The sequence below is a fragment of the Streptomyces sp. CRCS-T-1 genome (assembly GCF_024442335.1).
In the GTDB taxonomy this organism is placed as follows: domain Bacteria; phylum Actinomycetota; class Actinomycetes; order Streptomycetales; family Streptomycetaceae; genus Streptomyces; species Streptomyces koelreuteriae.
Genome location: NZ_CP101651.1, coordinates 1,390,846 through 1,411,461, shown reverse-complemented (window position 1 = coordinate 1,411,461; position 20,616 = coordinate 1,390,846). Strand labels below are relative to the sequence as shown.

General features: G+C 71.8%; 17 protein-coding genes. 5 read left to right on the top strand and 12 right to left on the bottom strand.

Annotated features, from left to right (window positions below):
* Nucleotides 1–20: 20 nt before the first annotated feature.
* Nucleotides 21–1,130, bottom strand: coding sequence for an AI-2E family transporter (locus NNW99_RS06300; RefSeq protein ID WP_215117704.1), 1,110 nt, complete (start codon nucleotides 1,128–1,130; stop codon nucleotides 21–23).
* A 110-nt stretch (nucleotides 1,131–1,240) separates the two neighbouring features.
* Entirely contained in the window at nucleotides 1,241–1,666 is a 426-nt protein-coding gene (locus NNW99_RS06295) for a DUF6003 family protein (RefSeq protein ID WP_215117703.1), read from the bottom strand.
* 126 nt (nucleotides 1,667–1,792) lie between these two features.
* Here NNW99_RS06295 and NNW99_RS06290 point away from each other — a divergent pair, with 126 nt between their 5' ends.
* On the top strand, nucleotides 1,793–2,890 hold the full coding sequence (locus NNW99_RS06290; RefSeq protein ID WP_215117702.1) for a winged helix DNA-binding domain-containing protein: 1,098 nt from the start codon (nucleotides 1,793–1,795) through the stop codon (nucleotides 2,888–2,890).
* A gap of 90 nt (nucleotides 2,891–2,980) precedes the next feature.
* Here the strand turns inward: NNW99_RS06290 and NNW99_RS06285 are convergent, their stop codons facing one another.
* The 3 genes from NNW99_RS06285 to NNW99_RS06275 form a co-directional block, all read right to left on the bottom strand.
* Nucleotides 2,981–3,772, bottom strand: coding sequence for a trypsin-like serine protease (locus tag NNW99_RS06285; RefSeq protein WP_215117701.1), 792 nt, complete (start codon nucleotides 3,770–3,772; stop codon nucleotides 2,981–2,983).
* A gap of 208 nt (nucleotides 3,773–3,980) precedes the next feature.
* The gene (locus NNW99_RS06280; protein WP_215117700.1) at nucleotides 3,981–6,833 is read right to left on the bottom strand and encodes a LuxR family transcriptional regulator; all 2,853 of its coding nucleotides are present in this window, start codon (nucleotides 6,831–6,833) and stop codon (nucleotides 3,981–3,983) included.
* Nucleotides 6,834–7,037: 204 nt separating this feature from the next.
* Nucleotides 7,038–7,847, bottom strand: a complete 810-nt coding sequence (locus NNW99_RS06275) for a LuxR C-terminal-related transcriptional regulator (RefSeq protein WP_215117699.1) — start codon at nucleotides 7,845–7,847, stop codon at nucleotides 7,038–7,040.
* A gap of 125 nt (nucleotides 7,848–7,972) precedes the next feature.
* Between NNW99_RS06275 and NNW99_RS06270 the strand changes: the two genes are divergently transcribed.
* Together NNW99_RS06270 and NNW99_RS06265 are read left to right on the top strand one after the other, a co-directional pair.
* Nucleotides 7,973–9,643 (top strand): AMP-binding protein, encoded by a 1,671-nt coding sequence (locus NNW99_RS06270; RefSeq protein ID WP_215117698.1) that lies wholly within the window; start codon nucleotides 7,973–7,975, stop codon nucleotides 9,641–9,643.
* Nucleotides 9,640–11,238, top strand: coding sequence for an AMP-binding protein (locus NNW99_RS06265; RefSeq protein WP_215117697.1), 1,599 nt, complete (start codon nucleotides 9,640–9,642; stop codon nucleotides 11,236–11,238). The genes NNW99_RS06270 and NNW99_RS06265 overlap by 4 nt, the downstream gene beginning before the upstream one ends.
* 1 nt (nucleotide 11,239) lies before the next feature.
* On the opposite strand, the gene NNW99_RS06260 is transcribed toward NNW99_RS06265, so the two are convergent.
* Together NNW99_RS06260 and NNW99_RS06255 are read right to left on the bottom strand one after the other, a co-directional pair.
* Nucleotides 11,240–11,752, bottom strand: coding sequence for a GNAT family N-acetyltransferase (locus tag NNW99_RS06260; protein ID WP_215117696.1), 513 nt, complete (start codon nucleotides 11,750–11,752; stop codon nucleotides 11,240–11,242).
* Nucleotides 11,753–11,780: 28 nt separating this feature from the next.
* The gene (locus NNW99_RS06255) at nucleotides 11,781–12,560 is read right to left on the bottom strand and encodes a hypothetical protein (RefSeq protein ID WP_215117695.1); all 780 of its coding nucleotides are present in this window, start codon (nucleotides 12,558–12,560) and stop codon (nucleotides 11,781–11,783) included.
* A 174-nt stretch (nucleotides 12,561–12,734) separates the two neighbouring features.
* On the opposite strand from NNW99_RS06255, the gene gcl reads away from it, so the two are divergent.
* On the top strand, nucleotides 12,735–14,519 hold the full coding sequence (gene gcl, locus NNW99_RS06250) for a glyoxylate carboligase (RefSeq protein WP_215117694.1): 1,785 nt from the start codon (nucleotides 12,735–12,737) through the stop codon (nucleotides 14,517–14,519).
* Nucleotides 14,520–14,588: 69 nt separating this feature from the next.
* Here the strand turns inward: gcl and NNW99_RS06245 are convergent, their stop codons facing one another.
* The 5 genes from NNW99_RS06245 to NNW99_RS06225 form a co-directional block, all read right to left on the bottom strand.
* Nucleotides 14,589–15,212: a TIGR04222 domain-containing membrane protein gene (locus NNW99_RS06245; RefSeq protein ID WP_215117693.1), complete on the bottom strand. Its 624-nt coding sequence runs from the start codon at nucleotides 15,210–15,212 to the stop codon at nucleotides 14,589–14,591.
* Nucleotides 15,213–15,371: 159 nt separating this feature from the next.
* Nucleotides 15,372–15,608, bottom strand: coding sequence for a hypothetical protein (locus NNW99_RS06240; protein WP_215117692.1), 237 nt, complete (start codon nucleotides 15,606–15,608; stop codon nucleotides 15,372–15,374).
* A 311-nt stretch (nucleotides 15,609–15,919) separates the two neighbouring features.
* Nucleotides 15,920–17,377, bottom strand: a complete 1,458-nt coding sequence (locus tag NNW99_RS06235) for a catalase (protein WP_215117691.1) — start codon at nucleotides 17,375–17,377, stop codon at nucleotides 15,920–15,922.
* A gap of 226 nt (nucleotides 17,378–17,603) precedes the next feature.
* Nucleotides 17,604–18,521, bottom strand: coding sequence for a 2-hydroxy-3-oxopropionate reductase (locus NNW99_RS06230; RefSeq protein WP_215117690.1), 918 nt, complete (start codon nucleotides 18,519–18,521; stop codon nucleotides 17,604–17,606).
* Between the two features lie 25 nt (nucleotides 18,522–18,546).
* Nucleotides 18,547–19,368, bottom strand: coding sequence for a TIM barrel protein (locus NNW99_RS06225; RefSeq protein ID WP_215117689.1), 822 nt, complete (start codon nucleotides 19,366–19,368; stop codon nucleotides 18,547–18,549).
* Nucleotides 19,369–19,638: 270 nt separating this feature from the next.
* On the opposite strand from NNW99_RS06225, the gene NNW99_RS06220 reads away from it, so the two are divergent.
* On the top strand, nucleotides 19,639–20,571 hold the full coding sequence (locus NNW99_RS06220; RefSeq protein WP_251057723.1) for a mechanosensitive ion channel family protein: 933 nt from the start codon (nucleotides 19,639–19,641) through the stop codon (nucleotides 20,569–20,571).
* The last annotated feature ends 45 nt before the right edge of the window (nucleotides 20,572–20,616 follow it).

The following is a 20,616-nucleotide window of genomic DNA, read 5'->3' as shown; positions in this document are numbered from 1 at the left end:
CTCCATGATCCGCGCGGCGTTCAGGCAGGGGTGGTGATCTCGTCCCCGGACGCTCGCAGCGCCTGGTACACGGACCACACCACGGCGACCAGCGGTACGGCCACCACGGCACCGATCACCCCCGCCGCGACCGCTCCGCCGACGACCGCCAGGGCCACCACCACGGGGTGCAGCCGGACGGCCCAGCTCATCACGATGGGGTGCAGGAGATGGCCCTCGATCTGTCCGATGATCACGATCAGGGCCACCACCACCAGGGCGATGAGCGGGCCCTTCGACGCCAGCGCGACGACGGCCGCGACGGCCAGGGCGATCGGCGAGCCGATCAGCGGGATGAAGGCGGCCACGAACTCCAGCAGCGCCAGCGGCATGGCGAGCGGCACCCCGAGAGCGAACAGGGCGATGCCCACGAGGACAGCGTTGGTCGCCGCCACCAGCAGGATGCCGTGCGTATAGCCGGTGAAGGTCCGCCAGGCGGCCCCGCCCGCGACCATGACCCGCTCCCGCGCCCCCTCGGGGAGCTGGTCGCACATCCACCGCCACTGCCGCTCGCCGGAGTGCGTGAAGAAGACCGCGCAGAACAGGGCCAGCGCCAGCACGGTCAGCACCTCAAGCAGCCGGCTCGCGCCGCTGAGTGCCGTACTGATGAGAGTGGAGCGATGGCTCGACAGCAGCTTGCCGATCCTGGACTGGAGATCGGCGAAGGCGTCCGCGGGCAGTCGGAACGGCGGCTCCTCCAGCTGACGCTCGATCCGGTCGATCCCCGCCACGAACTCCCGCTCCAGTCCGCTGCGCTGGTCCGCCACGGTCTCACCGACCAGGGTCAGCGCCCCGAGCACCAGCACGATGCCGCCGACGATCGCGACGGCCACCGCGAGCGGCCTGGGCATCAACCGGGCCAGCAGACCGGCCGCGGGACGGAGCACGGCGGCGATGACCAGACCGAGGAAGACGGCGACGGCGATCCGATGAAACTGCCCCAGCACGGAGAAGGCGAAGCGGACGACGATCCCGACGGCGATGATCCGCCACGCATACGCCCCCGCGACCCGCAGCCACCCCGGCACACGCGGCTCCCCACCCCCCGGACGTCCGAGCGGCGAGGCGGGCGGTTCGACAGACGCGGCCATCTCATGCCCCTACCACCCACCGCCCGCCGAACCGCGGAACCGGCCCTGAATTCGCCCGAAGGCCGGTATCGGTCGGAGGCCGGGCGGCAGCCGAACCCGTCGCCCTATCGTCAGCCGTTCGTCGCCGCTGTCACCGTCGCCGGATCCACGCCGGTCAGTTCGACGATGCGGTGCGGTGCCACTCCGGCGGTGAGCGCGCGGGCGATCAGGCCGTCGCGGCCGCCCGCGCAGTCGCGGAAGGCGAGGAGTTCCTCCTCCACCCGGGCGAGTGACCGGGGTGCGTTCAGATGGCGGACCCGGCTCAGTTCCTCCTCGCCCAGCGGGACGGGCAGCCGTTCCGCTGCCTCGGGGATGGCCGCCGTCTCCTCCGGCGGCAGCAGGCGCAGCTGCGGGGAGGCCGGCGTGCTGCCCTGCGCGTCCAGCCACGCGCGTACCGCGGGGGTCTCCATGCACGCGAGATCGCCGACGGCGGCGGGCGCCACACCGAGCGGCGCCGACGGGTCGTCAAGCAGGAACAGGTAGGCGTCGTCGGTCATCCTCGGCTCCTTCTCGACGGGGGCTGATCGATTCCCTTTACCCTGCCGCGCCCGGATTACCGCCGGGTCCGGGACTTACGGCCATCGCGGACAGAAGCTGTCCGCAACCCCCGCTACCGTGCCCTCATGGCGAACACCCAGCGGAGCGTCCTCGGTACCCGTGCCCTCAACCGCGCCACCCTCGACCGGCAACTGCTGCTGCGCCCCGCCCGGATGTCCGCCCTCGCGGCCGTCGAGCATCTGGTCGGTCTCCAGGCGCAGAACGTCAAGCCCCCGTACTACGCGCTCGCCGCCCGCCTGGACGGTTTCGACCCCGAGGCGCTGTCGGCGCCGATGGCCGGCCGCGAGGTCGTCCGTATCGTCACGATGCGCTCCACCATCCACACCCACACCGCGGCCGACTGCCTCACCCTGAGGCCGCTGGTGCAGCCCGCCCGGGACCGGGAGCTGGTCCAGTTCCGCAAGGGGCTCGCCGGTGTCGACCTGGACCGGCTCGCGGCTCTCGCCCGGGACCTCGTCGAGGCCGAGCCCCGCACGATGAAGCAGTTGCGCGAGGCCCTGCTCCAGGAGTGGCCCGACGCCGACCCGCAGGCCCTCGCGGTCGCCGCCCGGTGCCGACTGCCGCTGGTGCAGGTGACCCCCCGCGGGCTGTGGGGCCGTAGCGGGCAGGTCAGCCTCACCACCGCCGAGCACTGGCTCGGCCGCCCGTCGGAACCCGCCCCCGCTCCCGACGCGGTCGTCCTGCGCTACCTCGCCGCCTTCGGCCCGGCCTCGGTGAAGGACATGCAGACCTGGGCCGGACTGACCCGCCTGCGGGACGCCTTCGAACGGCTCCGGCCGCGACTCGTCACCTTCCAGGACGAGGGCGGCGTCGAGCTGTTCGACCTCCCGGACGCCCCCCGCCCCGACCCGGACACCCCGGCCCCGCCGCGCTTCCTGCCCGAGTTCGACAACCTGCTGCTCTCCCACGCCGACCGCACCCGCGTCGTCCCGCCGGAGCACCGGGGCCGCTCCTGGCAGGGCAACATCGCCTACTCCACGCTCCTCGTCGACGGCTTCCTCGCCGGCCTGTGGCGACTTGAGGACGACGCCCTCGTGATCGAGCCCTTCGACCGGCTCACCAGCACCAGGCGGGAGGAGGTCACCGCCGAGGGCGAGCGGATGCTGCGCGTGATGCACCCGGGGACGTCGTACGACATCTGCTTCGGCACCGTACGGAAGTAGCGCGCATGGAGAGGGGCGTTGCGGGCCGCTCGTGGAGGCCCGCAACGCCCCTGGTCTTTCACCTGAGGGGTACTCAGGAGCTATTTCTGGTTACGAGTTGACCTGCGTCGTGACCAGGTTGGAGAAGGTGGTCAGCCGGGTGTACACACCCGGGTAACCGGCCTGGGCGCAGCCCTCGCCCCAGGAAGTGATGCCTGCCAGGACGCCCCCGATGAGCAGGGGACCGCCGCTGTCGCCCTGGCAGGTGTCCACGCCGCCGGAGGTGTATCCGGCGCACACCATGTCGCTCTGCACGAAGTCGGAGCCGTAGGAGCTGCCGCAACTGGAGTCGGACACGGTCGGAACCGTCGCGGTGCGCAGCTGGTTGGAGGAGCTGCCGCCCGCGGACGTGGTGCCCCAGCCGAGGATGCGCGCGGTGGCGCCGGCCGCGTACACCGAGGTCTGGGACGACGTGACGTACTTCGCCGTCGTGTACGGCATCGACGTCGACAGCGTCAGCACGGCCACGTCGTCGCCGTTGGTGGCGTCGGTGTAGCTCGGGTGGATCCATATCTTGCTGACTCTGCTGACGGTGCCGTTGGTGCCGTTGAGGTAGGTGCGGCCACCGACCACCCGCACGCTGCTGGTGGTCTCACCGACCATGCAGTGCGCGGCGGTGACGACCTTGGTGGGCGAGACCAGCGTGCCGCCGCAGAACTGGTTCTGCGAGGCGTCCGTGATCTGCATGACGAACGGGTACGCGGTGGTCGTGGTCGTGCTGCCGCCGACGATCGGCTGGGGAGCGGCGACGGCGGAGGGAGCGGTGAGCAGCGCGGTCGCGGCGGCGGCAGCGGTCGCCGCGGCGACGGCGGCGGCCTTCTTGGCACGGTTGAACCCGAACATGGGTCTCCTTGGGGGAGTTGCCGGTGGGGGGTCGCGCGGGTGGTGGTGAAGCACGGGGACCCTGACGCCGTTGTTCGGATCTCCGTGTGCCCGGCGAGCGGCACGCCCCCAAGCTAGAGCCCGGCACAGGGGGCTCCCAATGAGGGAACCCCCTAAGGGAGTTGGGCAGGGAAAACCCTCGGTCGCGCCCCGTGAACCCAGGTGGGGGTCAGGTCGTGCGACGGCCGGCGGCGAGACGGACGATGTCCACCCGCGAACGGATCCCCAGCTTCCGGTAGACCCGGGTCAGCGTCGCCTCGACGGTCTTGACACTGATGAACAGACGGGCCGCGATCTCCCGGTTGGTCGCCCCCTCCATCACCAGCGAGGCGACCTGACGCTCCATCGAGGCCAGGCCCTCCAGCGCGTCCAGCGCGACGGGCGGCGCCACCGAGGCAGGCTCCACCGCCGTCGAACCGCCCGCGGCGGCCGCGTCGACCTGCCGCAGCCAGGGCAGCGCCCGGCAGCGCCGGAACAGCCGGGCCGCCTCGTCGTACGACGCGGGCCCCGGCAGGGGAGTGTTCCCGGTGCGGGGCAGGGCGGCGGCCTGGGCACGCAGCCGGGCCAGCGCGAAGGCGGCCCGCGCCTCCTCCAGCCCGTAGCCCAGCCTGCCGAGCCGGTCCCGCACCGACGCCAACCGCACGAGGGCGGCCTCGTGTTCGCCGCGTGCCGCCCGCACCAGTGCCTCGGCCCGGTCCAGCACGGCCAGCACGCTCTCCCGGCCCAGCCGCAGCGCGTGCGCCCGGGTCGTGTCGATGACGTCCTGGGCCTCGCCCGGTTCGCCGATACGGACCAGCGCCTCGGCGAGGTCGCCGTGCCAGCGGCCGCGCGCCGGGTCGTTGATGCCGAGGCCCAGCTCCAGCTCCCGCACCCGGCGCAGCGAACGCACCGCGGCCGCCGGGTCCCCGGCCACCAACTGGGCGTAACCCAGGGCCGCCAGAGCCCGGGACAGATACATCTGGTCGCCGTCGACCTCCGCGTGGTCGGCCGCCTCACGCGCGAGCGCCAGCGCCCGCTCCACATCCCCGGCGGAGGCCTCCGCGAGGGAGGCGAGCATCGCCGAGGCGCCCTCGCCGATCCCGGCGTCACGGGCCAGCCGCAGGCTCTCCCGGGCCAGGTCGAGCGCCCGGCCGCAGTGCCCGGTGCGCAGTTCCGTGTCGGCGAGGAAGCGCAGGAAGTGCACCTCGCTCTCGACCATGCCGCGCCGCCGCACCTCGCGCAGCAGCGCGGTGATCACCGCCCGCGCCTCCGGCAGCCGGTCGCTCATGATCAGCCAGCGGAACCGGGCCGAGCCGGCGCCGTTGTGGTGGCAGGCCACATACGGGTCCTGGGGTTCGCGCAGCGCCCGCTTCACGGTCGCGGGCGCCCCCGGGTGGCCCATCAGGGTCTCGGTGGAGGCCTGGAAGGACAGCGCCATCAGCTCGGTGCGCCGGTCCCCGCCCCGGGCGGCCAGCTCCGCCGCGTGCTCCGCCTCCTGCCGGGCCTCGGCGAAGTCGCCCTCCACGACCAGACCGCGCCAGGCCAGCTGGTAGTGGACCAGGGCGAGCAGCCCCGGGTCGTCGCCCGCGTCGGCCAGGACCTGCGGGAAGACCGCGTCGACCTCGCCGAGCGCCTGCCCGGCCGCCTCGATGACCACCATCCAGGCCCGCACCCGCTCGGCCGGCACGGTGGCACGCGTCAGTACGTCACGGGCGATGTCCCGGGCGAGATCGGCCTCGCCGGCGGTGATCGCGTCCTCCGCGGCCTGCAGCCGCCGCTCGTCCGGACCCGGGGTGCTGTCCGCCGGGGTGTGCCGGGCCGCGAGCAGCCCGAGCGAGGCCGCCACGGACGGTGCCCCGCGGTCCAGGGCCAGCGCTCCGGCCTCGGCGAGCCGGGCCGCCACCTCCGGGTCGGTGCCGGTCGTCGCCAGGGCCAGGTGCCGGGCCCGCTCGATCGGGTCGGAGGCCGCCGTGGACAGCGCGGCGTGCACCGCCCGCCGCTCCTGCGCCGGGGCCTCCGCGTACAGCGCGGCCGAGATCAGCGGATGCGCGAACCGTACGGCGGGTCCCTCCGTGTCGGTCGCCAGCAGCCCGAGCGCCGCCGCCTGGGCCGTCTCGGCCTCGGCCTGCTCCCGGCCGGCCGCGTGCAGCAGGGCCAGCGTGGGGCGGGCACCGGCGCTGGCCACCAGGAGGGTGCGGCGCGCCTCGTCCGACAGCATCTCCAGCCGGCTCAGCACCAGGGCCCGCAGTGAGGTGGGCACGGGCAGCGGCTCGCCGGGCCGGGGCCGGGTGGGGCTCTCGGCCAGGGCGCGGCCCAGTTCCAGCGCGAAGAGCGGGTTGCCGCCGCTGGTGCGGTGGATGTCGCGGATCGTGGAGCGGGACAAGGGGGTGTAGCCGCGGTGGTCGAGCAGCGCCGAGACCTGCGTACGGGTCAGCGGGCCCAGCCGGACGGCGAGCGTGTCGGGTGGGGACGCGCGTAGATGACGGTCGTACTCCTGGCCCTCGGTCCGCACCGCGCACAGCATCTGCACGGGCGTGTCGCCCAGCCGGCGGGCGGCGAAGCCGAGCAGTTCGGCACTGGCGGCATCCAGCCACTGCAGGTCGTCGGCGACGACGAGAACCGGCCTCTCGGCGGCGAGGGCGCGCAGCGCCGACAGCACGGCGAGGCGCAGCGCGAGCCCGTCACGCTGGAGGGTGGACTCGCCGCGGCCGGTGAGCGCCGACTCCAGGGCGGTGCGCTGGGCGGAGGGCAGCTGTTCCGAGACCTCGTCCAGGACCAGGCCGAACAGGTCGGCCAGCGCCAGGAACGGCAGGTGGGATTCGGACTCGGTGGCCGAGCAGCGCAACACGGTCCGCGCCGAGCCGCCGTAATCCGCGGCCAGCGCCCGCAGGATCGTCGACTTTCCTATTCCCGCGGGGCCGTGGAGCAGCACACTTCCGCCTCGGCCCAGCTGTTCACGCGCCGACGTGAACAGATCCTCCCTGCCGATGACCAGGTCGGGGCGGCACCTGGGAGGCTCCTGGAAGTCCCGTCGCACGGTCACGGCTCCCCTCCCTGTGTCGTGTCCTGGCCAATATTAGGCAACAGCCCTTTGAATTTCGGACGGACGGCGTGGTGAGGGAAATAACAGCCTACGCCGCCGGGCGAATTCATTGGGCCCCCGAATGCGGCGGCAGACGCCGTAGGCGCCCCGTCGGGAAGCCTTCGGTATATCGAACGAACCTGCATATCCGAAAACATCACAAACCTACGGCAACCATCCCGCCCGACGCGCGGCGACCACAGCCTCGCCCCGGGTCCGCGCCCGCAGCTTCCGCATGGCCGACCGCAGATACCCCTTGACGGTCTCGGGCGTCACGCCCAGCCGCTCGGCGGCGACCGCGTTCGTGGCCCCCGCTGCGACACACGCCAGCACATCCACCTCCCGAGGCGCCGGCCGGACCCTGGCGGGCGAGGCGGATCCGGCCGTCAGCAGCGCACACGCCTCCAGCAGCTCGTCCCGCAGCTCCGGGTCCGCGATCTTCGGGGCCAGCGCCCGCAGCGCCGCGTGCGCCTCCCGCACCTGCTCCCAGCCCGCGCCCGCCCCGCCCCCGGCGGCGAGGGTCCGTGCCTCGTCCCGCATGACCAGGGCCCGCTCCACGTCCCGCGCCGCCTCGACCGCTGCTTCCAGCATGCGCCCGCCCAGGGGCAGGGCCGTCCGCAGCGCCCCGTACAGCACCCCGCGCACCCCGTGCCGTACGACCACCGGCACGGCCAGCACCGAGCGCAGCCCCTCCACGGCCACCGGGGCGTCGTACTCGTGGCTGATCTGCCGCGACACCGAGTAGTCCGTCACCACGCACGGCCGGGCCAGCACCACCGTCTTGCCGCCCAGCCCGTTCCCGGACGTCACCGCGAGGGAACGCAAGGCGTCCGTCGCCGTGCCGCTCAGCTCGCTGATGCGCATCCGCCGCCCGGCCTCCAGCAGGCCGCCGAAGGCGACGGGGAGACCGGTGGCGCGCCGCAGACGCAGCAGCGCGTTGCGTATCTCGACGGCGTCGGACGCGTCTGCTGTCACCTGTTCGCCCCTTCACTACGGCTCCTGTGCGGGCGCACCCCCCGTTCGGGGGTAGTGAGTCCTGCATCACGGATTACACGATGGTTGGGAGCCGCCCGGCAATGGTCCGGTACTCAGGAGGACAGATGACATCGGCGACGGAGATGTTCCGCGAGGCGCGGGACTTCCTGCTGGAACACCGCGAGGACTACGCCACGGCCTACGACGGCTTCCGCTGGCCCCGTCCCGAGTACTTCAACTGGGCGCTCGACTGGTTCGACGAGATCGCGGAGGGCAACGCCCGCACCGCCCTGCACATCGTCGAGGAGGACGGCCGCGAGACCCGGCTGTCCTTCGGGGAGATGTCCGTGCGCTCGGCCCAGTTCGCCAACTGGCTGCGCGCCCGGGGCGTGCGCGCCGAGGACCGGATCCTCGTCATGCTCGGCAACCAGGCCGAACTGTGGATCACCGCGCTCGCGGCGATGAAGCTGCGCGCGGTGGTCATCCCGGCCACGCCGCTGCTCGGCCCGGCCGACCTGCGCGACCGTGTCGACCGCGGCCGGGTCCGGCATGTCATCGCGCGCCCGGAGGACACCGGCAAGTTCGCCGAGGTCTCCGGCGACTACACACGCATCGCGGCAGGTACGGCCCCCGAGGGCTGGCTGCCGCTGGAGGACGCGTACGGAGCCCCCGCCGACTTCGCCCCCGACGCCCCGACCCGGGCCGACGACCCGCTGATGCTCTACTTCACCTCGGGCACCACCGCCCGGCCCAAACTCGTCGAGCACACCCACACCTCGTACCCGATCGGGCACCTGTCGACGATGTACTGGATCGGCCTCAAGCCAGGCGACGTGCATCTGAACATCTCCTCCCCGGGCTGGGCCAAGCACGCCTGGTCCAACCTCTTCGCCCCCTGGAACGCCGAGGCGACCGTCTTCCTGTACAACTACACGCGCTTCGACGCGGCCCGTCTCATGGCGGAGATGGACCGGGCCGGCGTCACGACCTTCTGCGCCCCGCCGACCGTGTGGCGCATGCTCATCCAGGCCGACCTGACTCAGCTGCGCACCCGCCCGCGCGAGGTCGTCGCCGCCGGTGAACCGCTCAACCCGGAGGTCATCGAGCAGGTCCGCCGGTCCTGGGGCGTCACCATCCGGGACGGCTTCGGCCAGACCGAGACGGCCGTACAGGTCGCCAACAGCCCCGGACAGCCCCTCAAGACCGGCTCGATGGGCCGGCCCAGCCCCGGCTACCGCGTCGAACTGCTGGACCCCGTCTCGGGCGCCCCGGGCGCGAGCGAGGGGGAGATCGCCCTCGACCTGTCGGAGAGCCCGGTCGGCCTGATGACCGGCTACCACGGCGACGCGGACCGGACGGCGGAGTCGATGGCCGGCGGCTACTACCGCACCGGCGACATCGGCGCCCGCGACGAGGACGGCTACATCACCTACGTCGGCCGCGCGGACGACGTCTTCAAGGCGAGTGACTACAAGATCTCGCCCTTCGAGCTGGAGAGCGCGCTGCTGGAGCACGAGGCCGTGGCGGAGGCGGCGGTCGTCCCCGCGCCGGACGAGCTGCGCCTCGCCGTGCCGAAGGCGTACGTCGTCCTGGCCGAGGGCTGGGAGCCCGGTCCGGACACCGCGAAGGTGCTGTTCGAGCACTCCCGGGAGGCCCTGGCCCCCTACAAGCGCATCCGCCGTCTGGAGTTCGGCGCGCTGCCCAAGACCGTCTCCGGCAAGATCCGCCGCATCGAGCTGCGCGAGGCCACGGCGGCCGGGTCGGACGCCGAGTACCGCGAGGAGGACTTCCGGTGACGTCGTACAGCCATGGAACCGGCGGGACGGCCCTGCTCGGCGACACGATCGGGGCCAACCTGGACCGGGCGGTGGCCGCCTGGCCGGAGCGCGAGGCACTGGTCGACGTCCCGTCCGGGAGGCGCTGGACGTACGCGCAATTCGGCTCAGCCGTCGACGAGTTGGCGTCCGCGCTGCACGCCTCCGGTGTCGCCAAGGGCGACCGGGTGGGCATCTGGGCGGTGAACTGCCCCGAGTGGGTGCTCGTCCAGTACGCCACCGCCCGCATCGGCGCGATCATGGTGAACATCAACCCGGCCTACCGCACGCACGAGGTCGAGTACGTCCTCAAGCAGGCCGGTGTGTCCCTGCTGTTCGCCTCCGTCAGCCACAAGGCGAGCGACTACCGGGCGATGGTCGGGCAAGTACGGGACAGGTGCGCCGAGTTGCGCGAGGTCGTGTACGTCGGCGACCCGAGCTGGGAGGCGCTGCTGGGACGGGCCACCCCGGACGCCCGGTCCCGGTTCCCGGAGCTGTCCTGCGACGACCCGATCAACATCCAGTACACGTCGGGCACGACGGGCTTCCCCAAGGGCGCGACCCTCTCACACCACAACATCCTCAACAACGGGTACTTCGTGGGCGAGTCGATCGCCTACAGCGAGCAGGACCGGGTGTGCGTGCCCGTCCCCTTCTACCACTGCTTCGGCATGGTGATGGGCAATCTGGCCGCCACCTCGCACGGCGCCTGCATCGTCATCCCCGCCCCGTCCTTCGACCCGAAGGCCACCCTGGACGCGGTCCAGCAGGAGCGCTGCACCTCGCTCTACGGCGTCCCGACCATGTTCATCGCGGAGCTGAACCTCCCCGGCTTCGCGGCGTACGACCTCTCCTCCCTGCGCACCGGCATCATGGCGGGCTCGCCCTGCCCGGTCGAGGTGATGAAGCGGGTGGTCGCCGAGATGCACTTGGCGGAGGTCTCCATCTGCTACGGCATGACCGAGACCTCCCCGGTGTCCCTCCAGACCCGGCGGGACGACGACCTGGAGCACCGCACGGGCACCGTGGGCCGGGTCCTGCCGCACATCGAGGTCAAGGTCGTCGATCCCGCGACGGGCGTGACACAACCCCGGGGCACGGCGGGCGAGTTGTGCACCCGCGGCTACAGCGTGATGCTCGGCTACTGGAACGAGCCGGAGAAGACCGCCGAGGCCATCGACGCGGGCCGCTGGATGCACACCGGCGACCTCGCCGTGATGCGCGAGGACGGCTATGTCGAGATCGTCGGCCGCATCAAGGACATGATCATCCGGGGCGGGGAGAACATCTACCCCCGCGAGATCGAGGAGTTCCTCTACGGCCACCCGAGCATCCAGGACGTCCAGGTCGTGGGCATCCCGCACGACCACTACGGCGAGGAGGTCCTGGCCTGCGTCATCCCCCACGACCCGGCCGCCCCGCCGACCCTGCACGACGTACGGTCCTTCTGCGAGGGGCAGTTGGCCCACTACAAGATCCCGAGCAGGCTTCAGATCCTCGACTCCTTCCCGATGACGGTGTCCGGGAAGGTACGCAAGGTGGAGCTGCGGGAGAGGTTCTCGGACGGGCAGGGGTAGGTCACAGCGGTGCGCGCATGCATACCCGTGGCCAGCGGTTCAGGCCGTGTTCGGCCTCTGTCGTGCGGATCGCGCGGAGGCCGGGGGTGAGGTCGGGCTCGGTCAGGGGGTGGAAGCCGAGGCGGGCGTAATAAGGGGCGTTCCATGGGACCTCCGTGAAGGTGGTCAGCGTCAGGGCGGTCAGGCCCTCCTCGCGGGCCCGGTCGGCGGCGTGGGCCAGGAGGTCTCGGCCCACGCCGCGGCGTGCGGCACGCGGGTGGACCGAGACCTGCTCGATGTGCAGCGCGCCGTCCACGGGTTCGGCGAGGAGGTATGCGACCGGGTGGTCCCGCTCGTCCACCGCGACCCAGCAGCGGCCGGACCGGCGGTAGCGCTCCAGTACGTCGAGCCCGGGCGGTTCGTCGTCGGCGATCTCCGGCATGCCGAGGTCGCGGAAGGGGGCTCCGGCGGCGCGTTCGATGTCCTGGAGGGCGGGGAGTTCGGCGGATGCCGCGGGGCGGATGCGGGTGCGCATGCTGTGAGTATGCGGCGCGGTGGTGTGGTCAGGGGGCCGATTTTCCGGTGCCGGTGGTGGCCAGCGCCTCGGCCGGGGCGTTCACCGGGCGCGGTGTGCCGGTGAGGTCGAGGACGAACAGGGGGATGCCCAGGGCGTCGGCGCGGGCCCGGGCGTCGTCCGCGTACCCGGCGAGGGAGAAGTAGAGGCAGTCCGCCGACTCCGTCATGGCCGCCAGCCACAGGCACTCCACGTCCCGCAGTGTCGCGGGGCGCACCGCCGGGTCGACCTGCGCGAGGACGCCGCGGGCGGCGAGGCCGATGCCGGACGGGGGACGCTGGTCGGCCCGGCGTACGCCCCGGTAGCCGAGCCAGCGCAGATACAGCGCGGCGGCCGTGACGGCGTCGCGCGCGGTGCGGATGGTGACGGACCGGAAGGGAGGCCTGACGGCAGCGGCATCAGCGGCGGCAGCAGCAGCGGCGCCTGTGATGGCGGTGGCGGCCGCCGCGTCCGGTGCGTCCGGCGTGGACTGCCGGGAGGCATCGCCATCCCGGCCGGTTACTCCCCGCCCCTCCGCCACCGGCACCCGCAGCACCGTCCCGCATCCGCACCCCAGTTCCGGACGCGGCCACTCCCCGCTCCGGCCGCAGGACGCGCAGCGCACCGTCACCCAGTCCTCCTGCCACACGCGATGGGAGACGGGCGTCGCCGGACGGCGGTGGTCCAGGCGCGGGGCGACCGGCGCCCCGCACACACAGGGGTACGCCGGAGCCGTGTAGCGGTGCTCGCGCCGGCAGGCCGGGCAGCGCACCGGGACGGTCTCGGCCATGTCTCTCCAGAACCGCGTCGCGTCGGGACAGCGGATCCATCGTGCTCCTTGACGGCCTTCGGCAGCCCCACTTACATTAATTCCAGATCGTAGAAAATATTTTCCACAATACGGAAGAGCTCACCGCGGGGCGCGACGGGAGTGCGAATCCGACAGCCGAAGCAGGAGTACTCGATGGCTCGAATGACCGCTGCCCGCGCGGCAGTTGAGATCCTCAAGCGCGAGGGCGTGACCGACGCGTTCGGTGTCCCGGGCGCGGCGATCAACCCCTTCTACGCGGCCCTCAAGGCCTCCGGCGGCATCGCCCACACCCTCGCCCGGCACGTCGAGGGCGCCTCGCACATGGCCGAGGGCTACACCCGCACCCACCCGGGCAACATCGGCGTCTGCATCGGCACCTCGGGCCCGGCCGGCACCGACATGATCACGGGCCTCTACTCCGCGACCGGCGACTCCATCCCGATCCTGTGCGTCACCGGCCAGGCCCCGACCGCCGTGATCCACAAGGAGGACTTCCAGGCCGTCGACATCGCCTCGATCGCCAAGCCGGTCACAAAGATGGCCGTGACCGTCCTGGAGGCCGCGCAGGTCCCCGGCGTCTTCCAGCAGGCCTTCCACCTGATGCGCTCCGCCCGGCCCGGGCCGGTCCTCATCGACCTGCCGATCGACGTCCAGCTCACGGAGATCGAGTTCGACCCGGAGACGTACGAGCCGCTCCCGGTCTACAAGCCGGCCGCGACCCGCCCCCAGATCGAGAAGGCGATCACGCTCCTCAACGAGTCGGAGCGGCCGCTGATCGTCGCCGGCGGCGGGATCATCAACGCCGACGCGGCGGAACTGCTCGTCGAATTCGCCGAGTTGACCGGCACCCCGGTGGTCCCCACCCTGATGGGCTGGGGCCTCCTCCCCGACGACCACGAGCTGAACGCCGGCATGGTCGGCCTCCAGACCTCGCACCGCTACGGCAACGCGACCTTCCTGGAGTCCGACTTCGTCCTCGGTATCGGCAACCGCTGGGCCAACCGCCACACCGGCAAGCTCGACGTCTACACGGCCGGGCGGAAGTTCGTCCACGTCGACATCGAGCCCACCCAGATCGGCAAGATCTTCGCCCCGGACTACGGCATCGCCTCCGACGCCAAGGCCGCGCTGGCACTGTTCGTCGAGGTGGCGAAGGAGTTGAAGGCAGAAGGCAAGCTGCCCGACCGCACCGCGTGGGCCGCCTCCGCCCAGGAGCGGAAGGCGACGCTCCAGCGCCGTACGCACTTCGACGACATCCCGATCAAGCCGCAGCGCGTCTACGAGGAGATGAACAAGGCCTTCGGCCCGGAGACCCGCTATGTCTCCACCATCGGCCTCTCGCAGATCGCCGGCGCCCAGATGCTCCACGTCTACCGGCCGCGCCACTGGATCAACTGCGGTCAGGCCGGCCCGCTCGGCTGGACCGTCCCGGCCGCGCTCGGCGTCGCCAAGGCCGACCCGGAGGCGTCCGTCGTGGCGCTCTCCGGCGACTACGACTTCCAGTTCATGCTGGAGGAACTGGCCGTCGGCGCGCAGCACAAGATCCCCTACGTCCATGTCCTCGTGAACAACTCCTACCTGGGCCTGATCCGCCAGGCGCAGCGGGCGTTCGACATCGACTTCCAGGTCAACCTGGAGTTTGAGAACATCAACGCCCCGGAGCTCGGCGTCTACGGCGTCGACCACGTCAGGGTCGCCGAGGGCCTCGGCTGCAAGGCGATCCGCGTCACCGACCCCGCCGAGCTGGGAGCCGCCTTCGAGCAGGCCAAGAAGCTCGCCGCGGAGTACCGGGTCCCGGTGGTCGTCGAGGCGATCCTGGAGCGGGTCACCAACATCTCCATGTCGACGACCAACGACATCGGCAATGTCGTGGAGTTCGAGGAGATCGCGACCGAGCCCGGGCACGCGCCGACGTCGATCAAGACGCTGAAGGTCTGACGCGGCAGGAGCGCGTACGAGCAGAGGGCGGCCCGTCCATTCGGACGGGCCGCCCCTTGTACGTTCCGGTCAGCTTCCGCCGCCTCCGCATCCGCCCCCGCCGCCACCCCCACCGCAGTAGTGGTAACCCCCGCCTCCGCCGCCCCTGCCGCGCGGTGAGTTCTTGAGGAGGCTCCTGCCGCCCACCTCGGCCCGGCGGACCAGCCCCGCCCGCAGGGCGAAGCGCGGCACCAGCAGATGCAGGGCCGGCTCGCCGTGCAGGGCGACGGCCAGCAGCCGCTCGTCGTCGGTCAGGCCGCGCCTGCTCGTCGGCAGCGGATGGCTCTGCCGCAGCTCCCGCACATGGCGTCGGGCGGAGCGCGTCGGACCGAGCAGCGGATAGCGCAGCAGGCCCGCCCCCGCGAGGGGGATGCGCATCAGGGCCAGCGCGATCCTGATGTCCGGGTCCTTCACCAGCGTCCGCGGCCCGGCGGGCTCGCGCAGGGATGTGTGCACCGCCTGCGCCAAGGGCGACGGCGGCCGCTCCGCGGGCACGAGGTCCGCGATGCCCCTCCGTATCGTCCCCGGCCGGTCGGCCACCACCAGACCCCGCAGATACAGATCCACCACGGCGACGGTGACGGCGGCCCGCGGGCCTTCCCCCAGCAGTGCGATCTCGTGCGGCTCCAGCCGGACCGCCGTACCGTCGCTCATGGCTCCACCCCCGTGACGGGGTCCGCCGCCCCCGTGCCGACGGGCCCCCGTGTGACGAGAATGTGCCCGGCCCCGGGGGCGGTTGAAGCCCCCGGGGCCGGGTTCAGAGGTCTATTTGAGGATGCCGTACGGGGCCTACGACCGCTGCCGTAGGCGTGGTCACGCGTCGTGGTGCTCCGACAGTCCCGGCCAGTCGTCCGGGCCGCCGCCCTGCCACTCGACGAGGTCGCTCTCCGCGACGTCGGTGACGTACAGGTCGGCCAGCCGCAGGATCTCGGCGACGTCGTCGGCGTGGGTGGCGACGCCCAGGGGTTCCTCGCCCAGGGTGACCCGGCGGGATCCGTCCAGGGCGGGGGAGTGGACCACGACATGCGGATGCTGGGTGGAAGGTGCCATGTCTTCAGGCTCCTGCGGACGCACCTGTTCCGCACCCTGACGGGCTGGCCGTCCGACGGCGCGAGGCTGGGCGCGACAGGACATTCGCGCCGCCGGACGGGGTCTGTGAGGGGAGGGAGGGGAGAGGTGCTGGGACCGCGGCGGTGCGAAGGGGCCCGGAGCGGTCTTCCCTCGGGTCGAGAAGCCCGCTCCCGGTCCTTCACCACCGCACTGGCTCGCAGCCGCCGCGGTCCACACCCTGCCCGCGTCCGTGCCCGGGGCGACCACCCCTCATCCGGGTCGCCCCGCGCGGTCGGACACGGTCAGGGAGTTCAGTCCTCGCGCAGAGCGCGGACCGCCTCTTCCACGCGCCGCCCGTACTCGGGGTCGGCGGCGTGGAAGTGCGCGAGGTTCTTCTCGATCACGTCGTCGCGGGAGACCTGGGAGAGGCCGCCGGCGATGTTCGCGATCAGCCGGGACTTCTCCTCGGCGGACATCAGCCGGTACAGCTCGCCGGCCTGGAAGAAGTCGTCGTCCTTGGTGTGGAGGGGCGCCGCGTGGGTGCCCGTGTGGCCGTCGACCGCCAGCGGTGCCGACAGCGGGCGGCCGGTCTCGGCCGGGCCGTCGTAGGAGTTCGGCTCGTAGTTCTTCGCCGCGCGGCCCTGGGAGTTCGACGCCATGAGGCCGTCGCGGCCGTAGTTCCGCGCGGTCGTGGCCTTGGGCGCGTTGACGGCCAGCTGCGTGTGGTTGACGCCCAGGCGGTAGCGGTGGGCGTCCGCGTAGGCGAACAGGCGGCCCTGGAGCATCTTGTCGGGCGAGGGACCGATGCCGGGCACGAAGTTGTTCGGGGAGAACGCGGCCTGCTCGACCTCCGCGAACACGTTGTCCGGGTTGCGGTCCAGCACCAGCCGGCCCACCCGCCGCAGCGGGTAGTCCTGGTGCGGCCAGACCTTGGTCACGTCGAACGGGTTGAAGCGGTAGCCGTCCGCCTCCGCCGCGGGCATGAGCTGGACGTAGAGGGTCCAGGACGGACGCACGCCCCGCTCGATGGCCTGGAGCAGATCCGTCTGGTGGGAGTTCGCGTCCCTGCCGACGGTCTCGGCGGCCTGCTCGGCGCTGAGGGAGCGGATGCCCTGGTTGGTCTTGAAGTGGTACTTGACGAAGAAGGCCTCGCCCGCGCTGTTCGTCCACTGGTAGGTGTGCGAGCCGTAGCCGTTCATGTGCCGGTACGAGGCCGGGATGCCGCGGTCGCCCATCAGCCAGGTCACCTGGTGCGTCGCCTCGGGGGAGTGCGCCCAGAAGTCCCAGACGTTGTCCGGCTCCTGACGGCCCGTGAACGGGTCGCGCTTCTGCGAGTGGATGAAGTCGGGGAACTTGATCGGGTCCTTGATGAAGAACACCGGGGTGTTGTTCCCGACGAGGTCGTAATTGCCCTCCTCCGTATAGAACTTGACCGCGAAGCCACGCGGGTCGCGCACCGCGTCCGCGCCGCCGAGCGAGTCGGCCACGGTGGAGAAGCGCACGAACACCTCGGTGCGCCTGCCGACGGTGCTCAGGAAGTCGGCGTACGTGAACTCCGTGACGTCGTCGGTCACTTCGAAGTGGCCGTAGGCGCCCGAGCCACGGGCGTGCACCACACGCTCCGGGATGCGCTCGCGGTTGAAGCGCGCCAGCTTCTCCAGCAGATGCTGGTCCTGGAGCAGAAGCGGGCCGCCGGCGCCGGCGGTGGCGGAGTTCTGGTTGTCGGCGACGGGGGCGCCGGACTCGGTGGTGAGCACGCGCTGCGACATCGTGACCTTCCGATACGAGAGGGCAGCGGAAAAGTGTTTCCGCTTCGTGGAGCCTAGGGTCGGGGTGAACCGAGCGTCAACAGTTTGTTGAAGTGGTGGATAGGGCTGAGCCGGGCGGCGCCGCCCTTTGGGCGCGACAGGACAGGTGTCAGCGGCGGCGCCGCCCGGGGTCCGGGAGACCCCGAGGGGTCACGGGGTTACAGAGAGGGTTACGGGCGTACGGGGATCAGACCTGGGCGCCGGACAGCCGCTCCACGGCCCGCAGCAGCGCCGAGTGGTCCAGGCCGCCGTCGCCCTGCGCGCGCAGGCTCGCGACCAGCTGCGCGACCACGGCGCCGACGGGCAGGGCCGCGCCGACAGTGCGGGCGGCGTCCGTGACGATGCCCATGTCCTTGTGGTGCAGGTCGATACGGAAGCCCGGCTTGAATTCCCGGCCGAGGAAGTTGTCCTTCTTGCGGGTCAGTACGGTCGAGCCGGCGAGGCCGCCGTTCAGGACGTCCAGGGCCGCCTTCAGGTCCACGCCGGACTTCTCCAGGAAGACCACGGCCTCGGCGCACGCCTGGATGTTCACGGCGACGATCAGCTGGTTGGCGGCCTTCACGGTCTGGCCCGAGCCGTGCGGGCCGCACAGCACGATGGTCTTGCCGAGCGCGTCGAGGATCGGCTTCGCGGTGTCGAAGTCGGCCTGCTCGCCGCCGACCATGATGGACAGCACGGCCTCGATCGCACCGGCCTCGCCGCCGGACACCGGGGCGTCCAGCACGCGGATGCCCTTGTCCTTCGCGGCCTTGGCCAGGTCGACCGAGGTCTGCGGCGTGATCGAGGACATGTCGATCAGCAGGGCGCCGGACTTCGCGTGCTCCAGGATGCCGTCGGGGCCGTAGGAGATGGCCTCGACCTGGGGGGAGGCCGGGACCATCGTGATGACGACGTCGGCGTCCTTCACGGCCTCGGCGATGGAGGGGGCGGCGGTGCCGCCCGCCGCCGTGAGACGGTCCAGCTTGTCCTGCTCCAGGGTGAAGCCGGTGACCTGGTAACCCGCCTTGATCAGGTTCTCGGACATGGGGGAGCCCATGATGCCGAGTCCGATCCAGGCAACCGCCGGGCGGGTCGGGTGGGGGGAAGCTGCGAGATTGGTGCTCATGATGGGGTGCCTTTCGGTGCGAGGGTCAGCGGGGCAGCCAGTCGAAGGCCTCGGCGCTCGGGCGGTCGCCCGGCTTGTACTCGAGGCCGACCCAGCCGTCGTAGCCCGCCTTCCGCAGCCGGTCGAGGAGGTCTTCGAGGGGGAGCGCGCCCGTCCCGGGGGCGCCGCGGCCGGGGTTGTCGGCGATCTGGACGTGACCGGTCTTCGCGGCGAACCGCTCGATCACCGACGGGAGGTCCTCGCCGTTCATGGACAGGTGGTAGAGGTCCATCAGGAACCGCGCGTTGCCCAGGCCGGTCGCCTCGTTGACCTTGTCGACGACGTCCACGGCCGCCGGGGCGGAGACCAGCGGGTACAGCGGTGACTCGGGCCGGTTCAGCGCCTCGATCAGCAGCACCGCACCGATCCGGTCCGCGGCCCGGGCCGCCAGGGTCAGGTTCTCCAGCGCGAGCGCGTCCTGCTCGGCCGGGTCCACGCCCTCGACGCGGTTGCCGTACAGGGCGTTGAGGGCCGTGCAGCCCAGGGAGGCGGCGAAGTCGGCGGCCACGTCGATGTTGGCGCGGAACCGCTCCGACTCCTCGCCCGGGATCGACAGGGCGCCGCGGTCCGGGCCCGGGAGCTGCCCGGCGTAGAAGTTCAGCCCGGTGAGCCGGACGCCCGCCTCCTCGATCGCCCGCTTCAGGGCGTCGAGCTCGGAACGCTCCGGGACGGGTGAGTCGGTCCAGGGCCACCACAGCTCGACCGCGGTGAAGCCGGCCGCGGCGGCGGCAGCGGGGCGCTCCAGGAGGGGGAGCTCCGTGAAGAGGATCGACAGGTTGACGTTGAAGCGCTGGTCTGCGAATCCCATCGGGTCGGCGCTCCCTTCCTTGTCTTCCGACGTGTCTTCCAGAAGGTATTCCGTATTGCGGAATCATGTTTCTGCTTAACGGAAGATTGCCCGTGGCGCCCGAGGGCTGTCAAGAGGGGCTGCCGGAAAGTCCGTCCCGCCCGGCGGTCGGCGATCATGCTTGCCGCGACTGTGGGTAGGCGGGGCCCGCGAACTGCCACATCGAGGAACGGAGCCATTCCAGTGCTGACAACAGCAGGCACAGAGCTGGCCGCCCCATGGTCGGGTTGGGTGCAGGACCACACCGAGGCGCTCATCGGGATACCACTGCGGATCGCGCTCATCATCGCGGTCCTGGCAGTGGTCCGCTGGGTGGCCAAGCGAGCCATCACCCGGGTCGTGCGCCACGTGCTGGAACCTGCCGGTGGTGAGGGCGATGCCACGCCGTCAAGGGCGCCGGGCCGGGGTCTCGTCGTCCTGCACCGTGACCGGTCGCTCGGCCGGCAGCGACGCGAGCAGCGTGCCCGCACCATCGGTTCGGTGCTCAGCAGTGCGGTGACGATCATCCTGTCGCTGGTCGGAGTCGCCATGGTGCTGGACCAGGTGGGCATCGCCCTGGGTCCGCTCATGGCCAGCGCCGGCGTCGTCGGCCTGGCGATCGGCTTCGGCGCCCAGAGCCTGGTCGCCGACTACCTGTCCGGTCTGCTGATCATGGTCGAGGACCAGTACGGCGTCGGTGACTCGGTCGATCTCGGCGAGGCCGTCGGGGAAGTGGAACACGTCGGCCTTCGGCTGACGCATGTGCGTGACCTCAACGGAGGCCTCTGGCACATCCGCAACGGCGAGATCCTGCGCGTGCGCAACGACAGCCAGGACTGGGCCCGTGCCGTCCTGGACGTCGCCGTGGCCTACGACTCCAACCTCGACACCGTGTACCGCGTACTGGAGGAGACCGGTCAGGGCCTTCGCCAGGAACCGGCCTTCGCCGGCCTCCTGCTGGAGGACCCCGCCGTGTGGGGCGTGCAGTCGCTGGACGCCGACGGTGTCATCGTGCGCCTCGCCGTCAAGACCACTCCGCTGCAGCAGTGGGCCGTCACCCGCGAACTGCGCCGCCGGGTCAAGGACGCACTCGACGAGGCCGGCATCGACATCCCGTTCCCCCAGCGCACCATCTGGCTGCGTACGGAGGATGCGGCCGACGATCGCGTGCCGTCTGTTCGGTGACCTCCGGTCAGGCGCGGCCGGCCACGCGGAACGGTCAGGACCGTG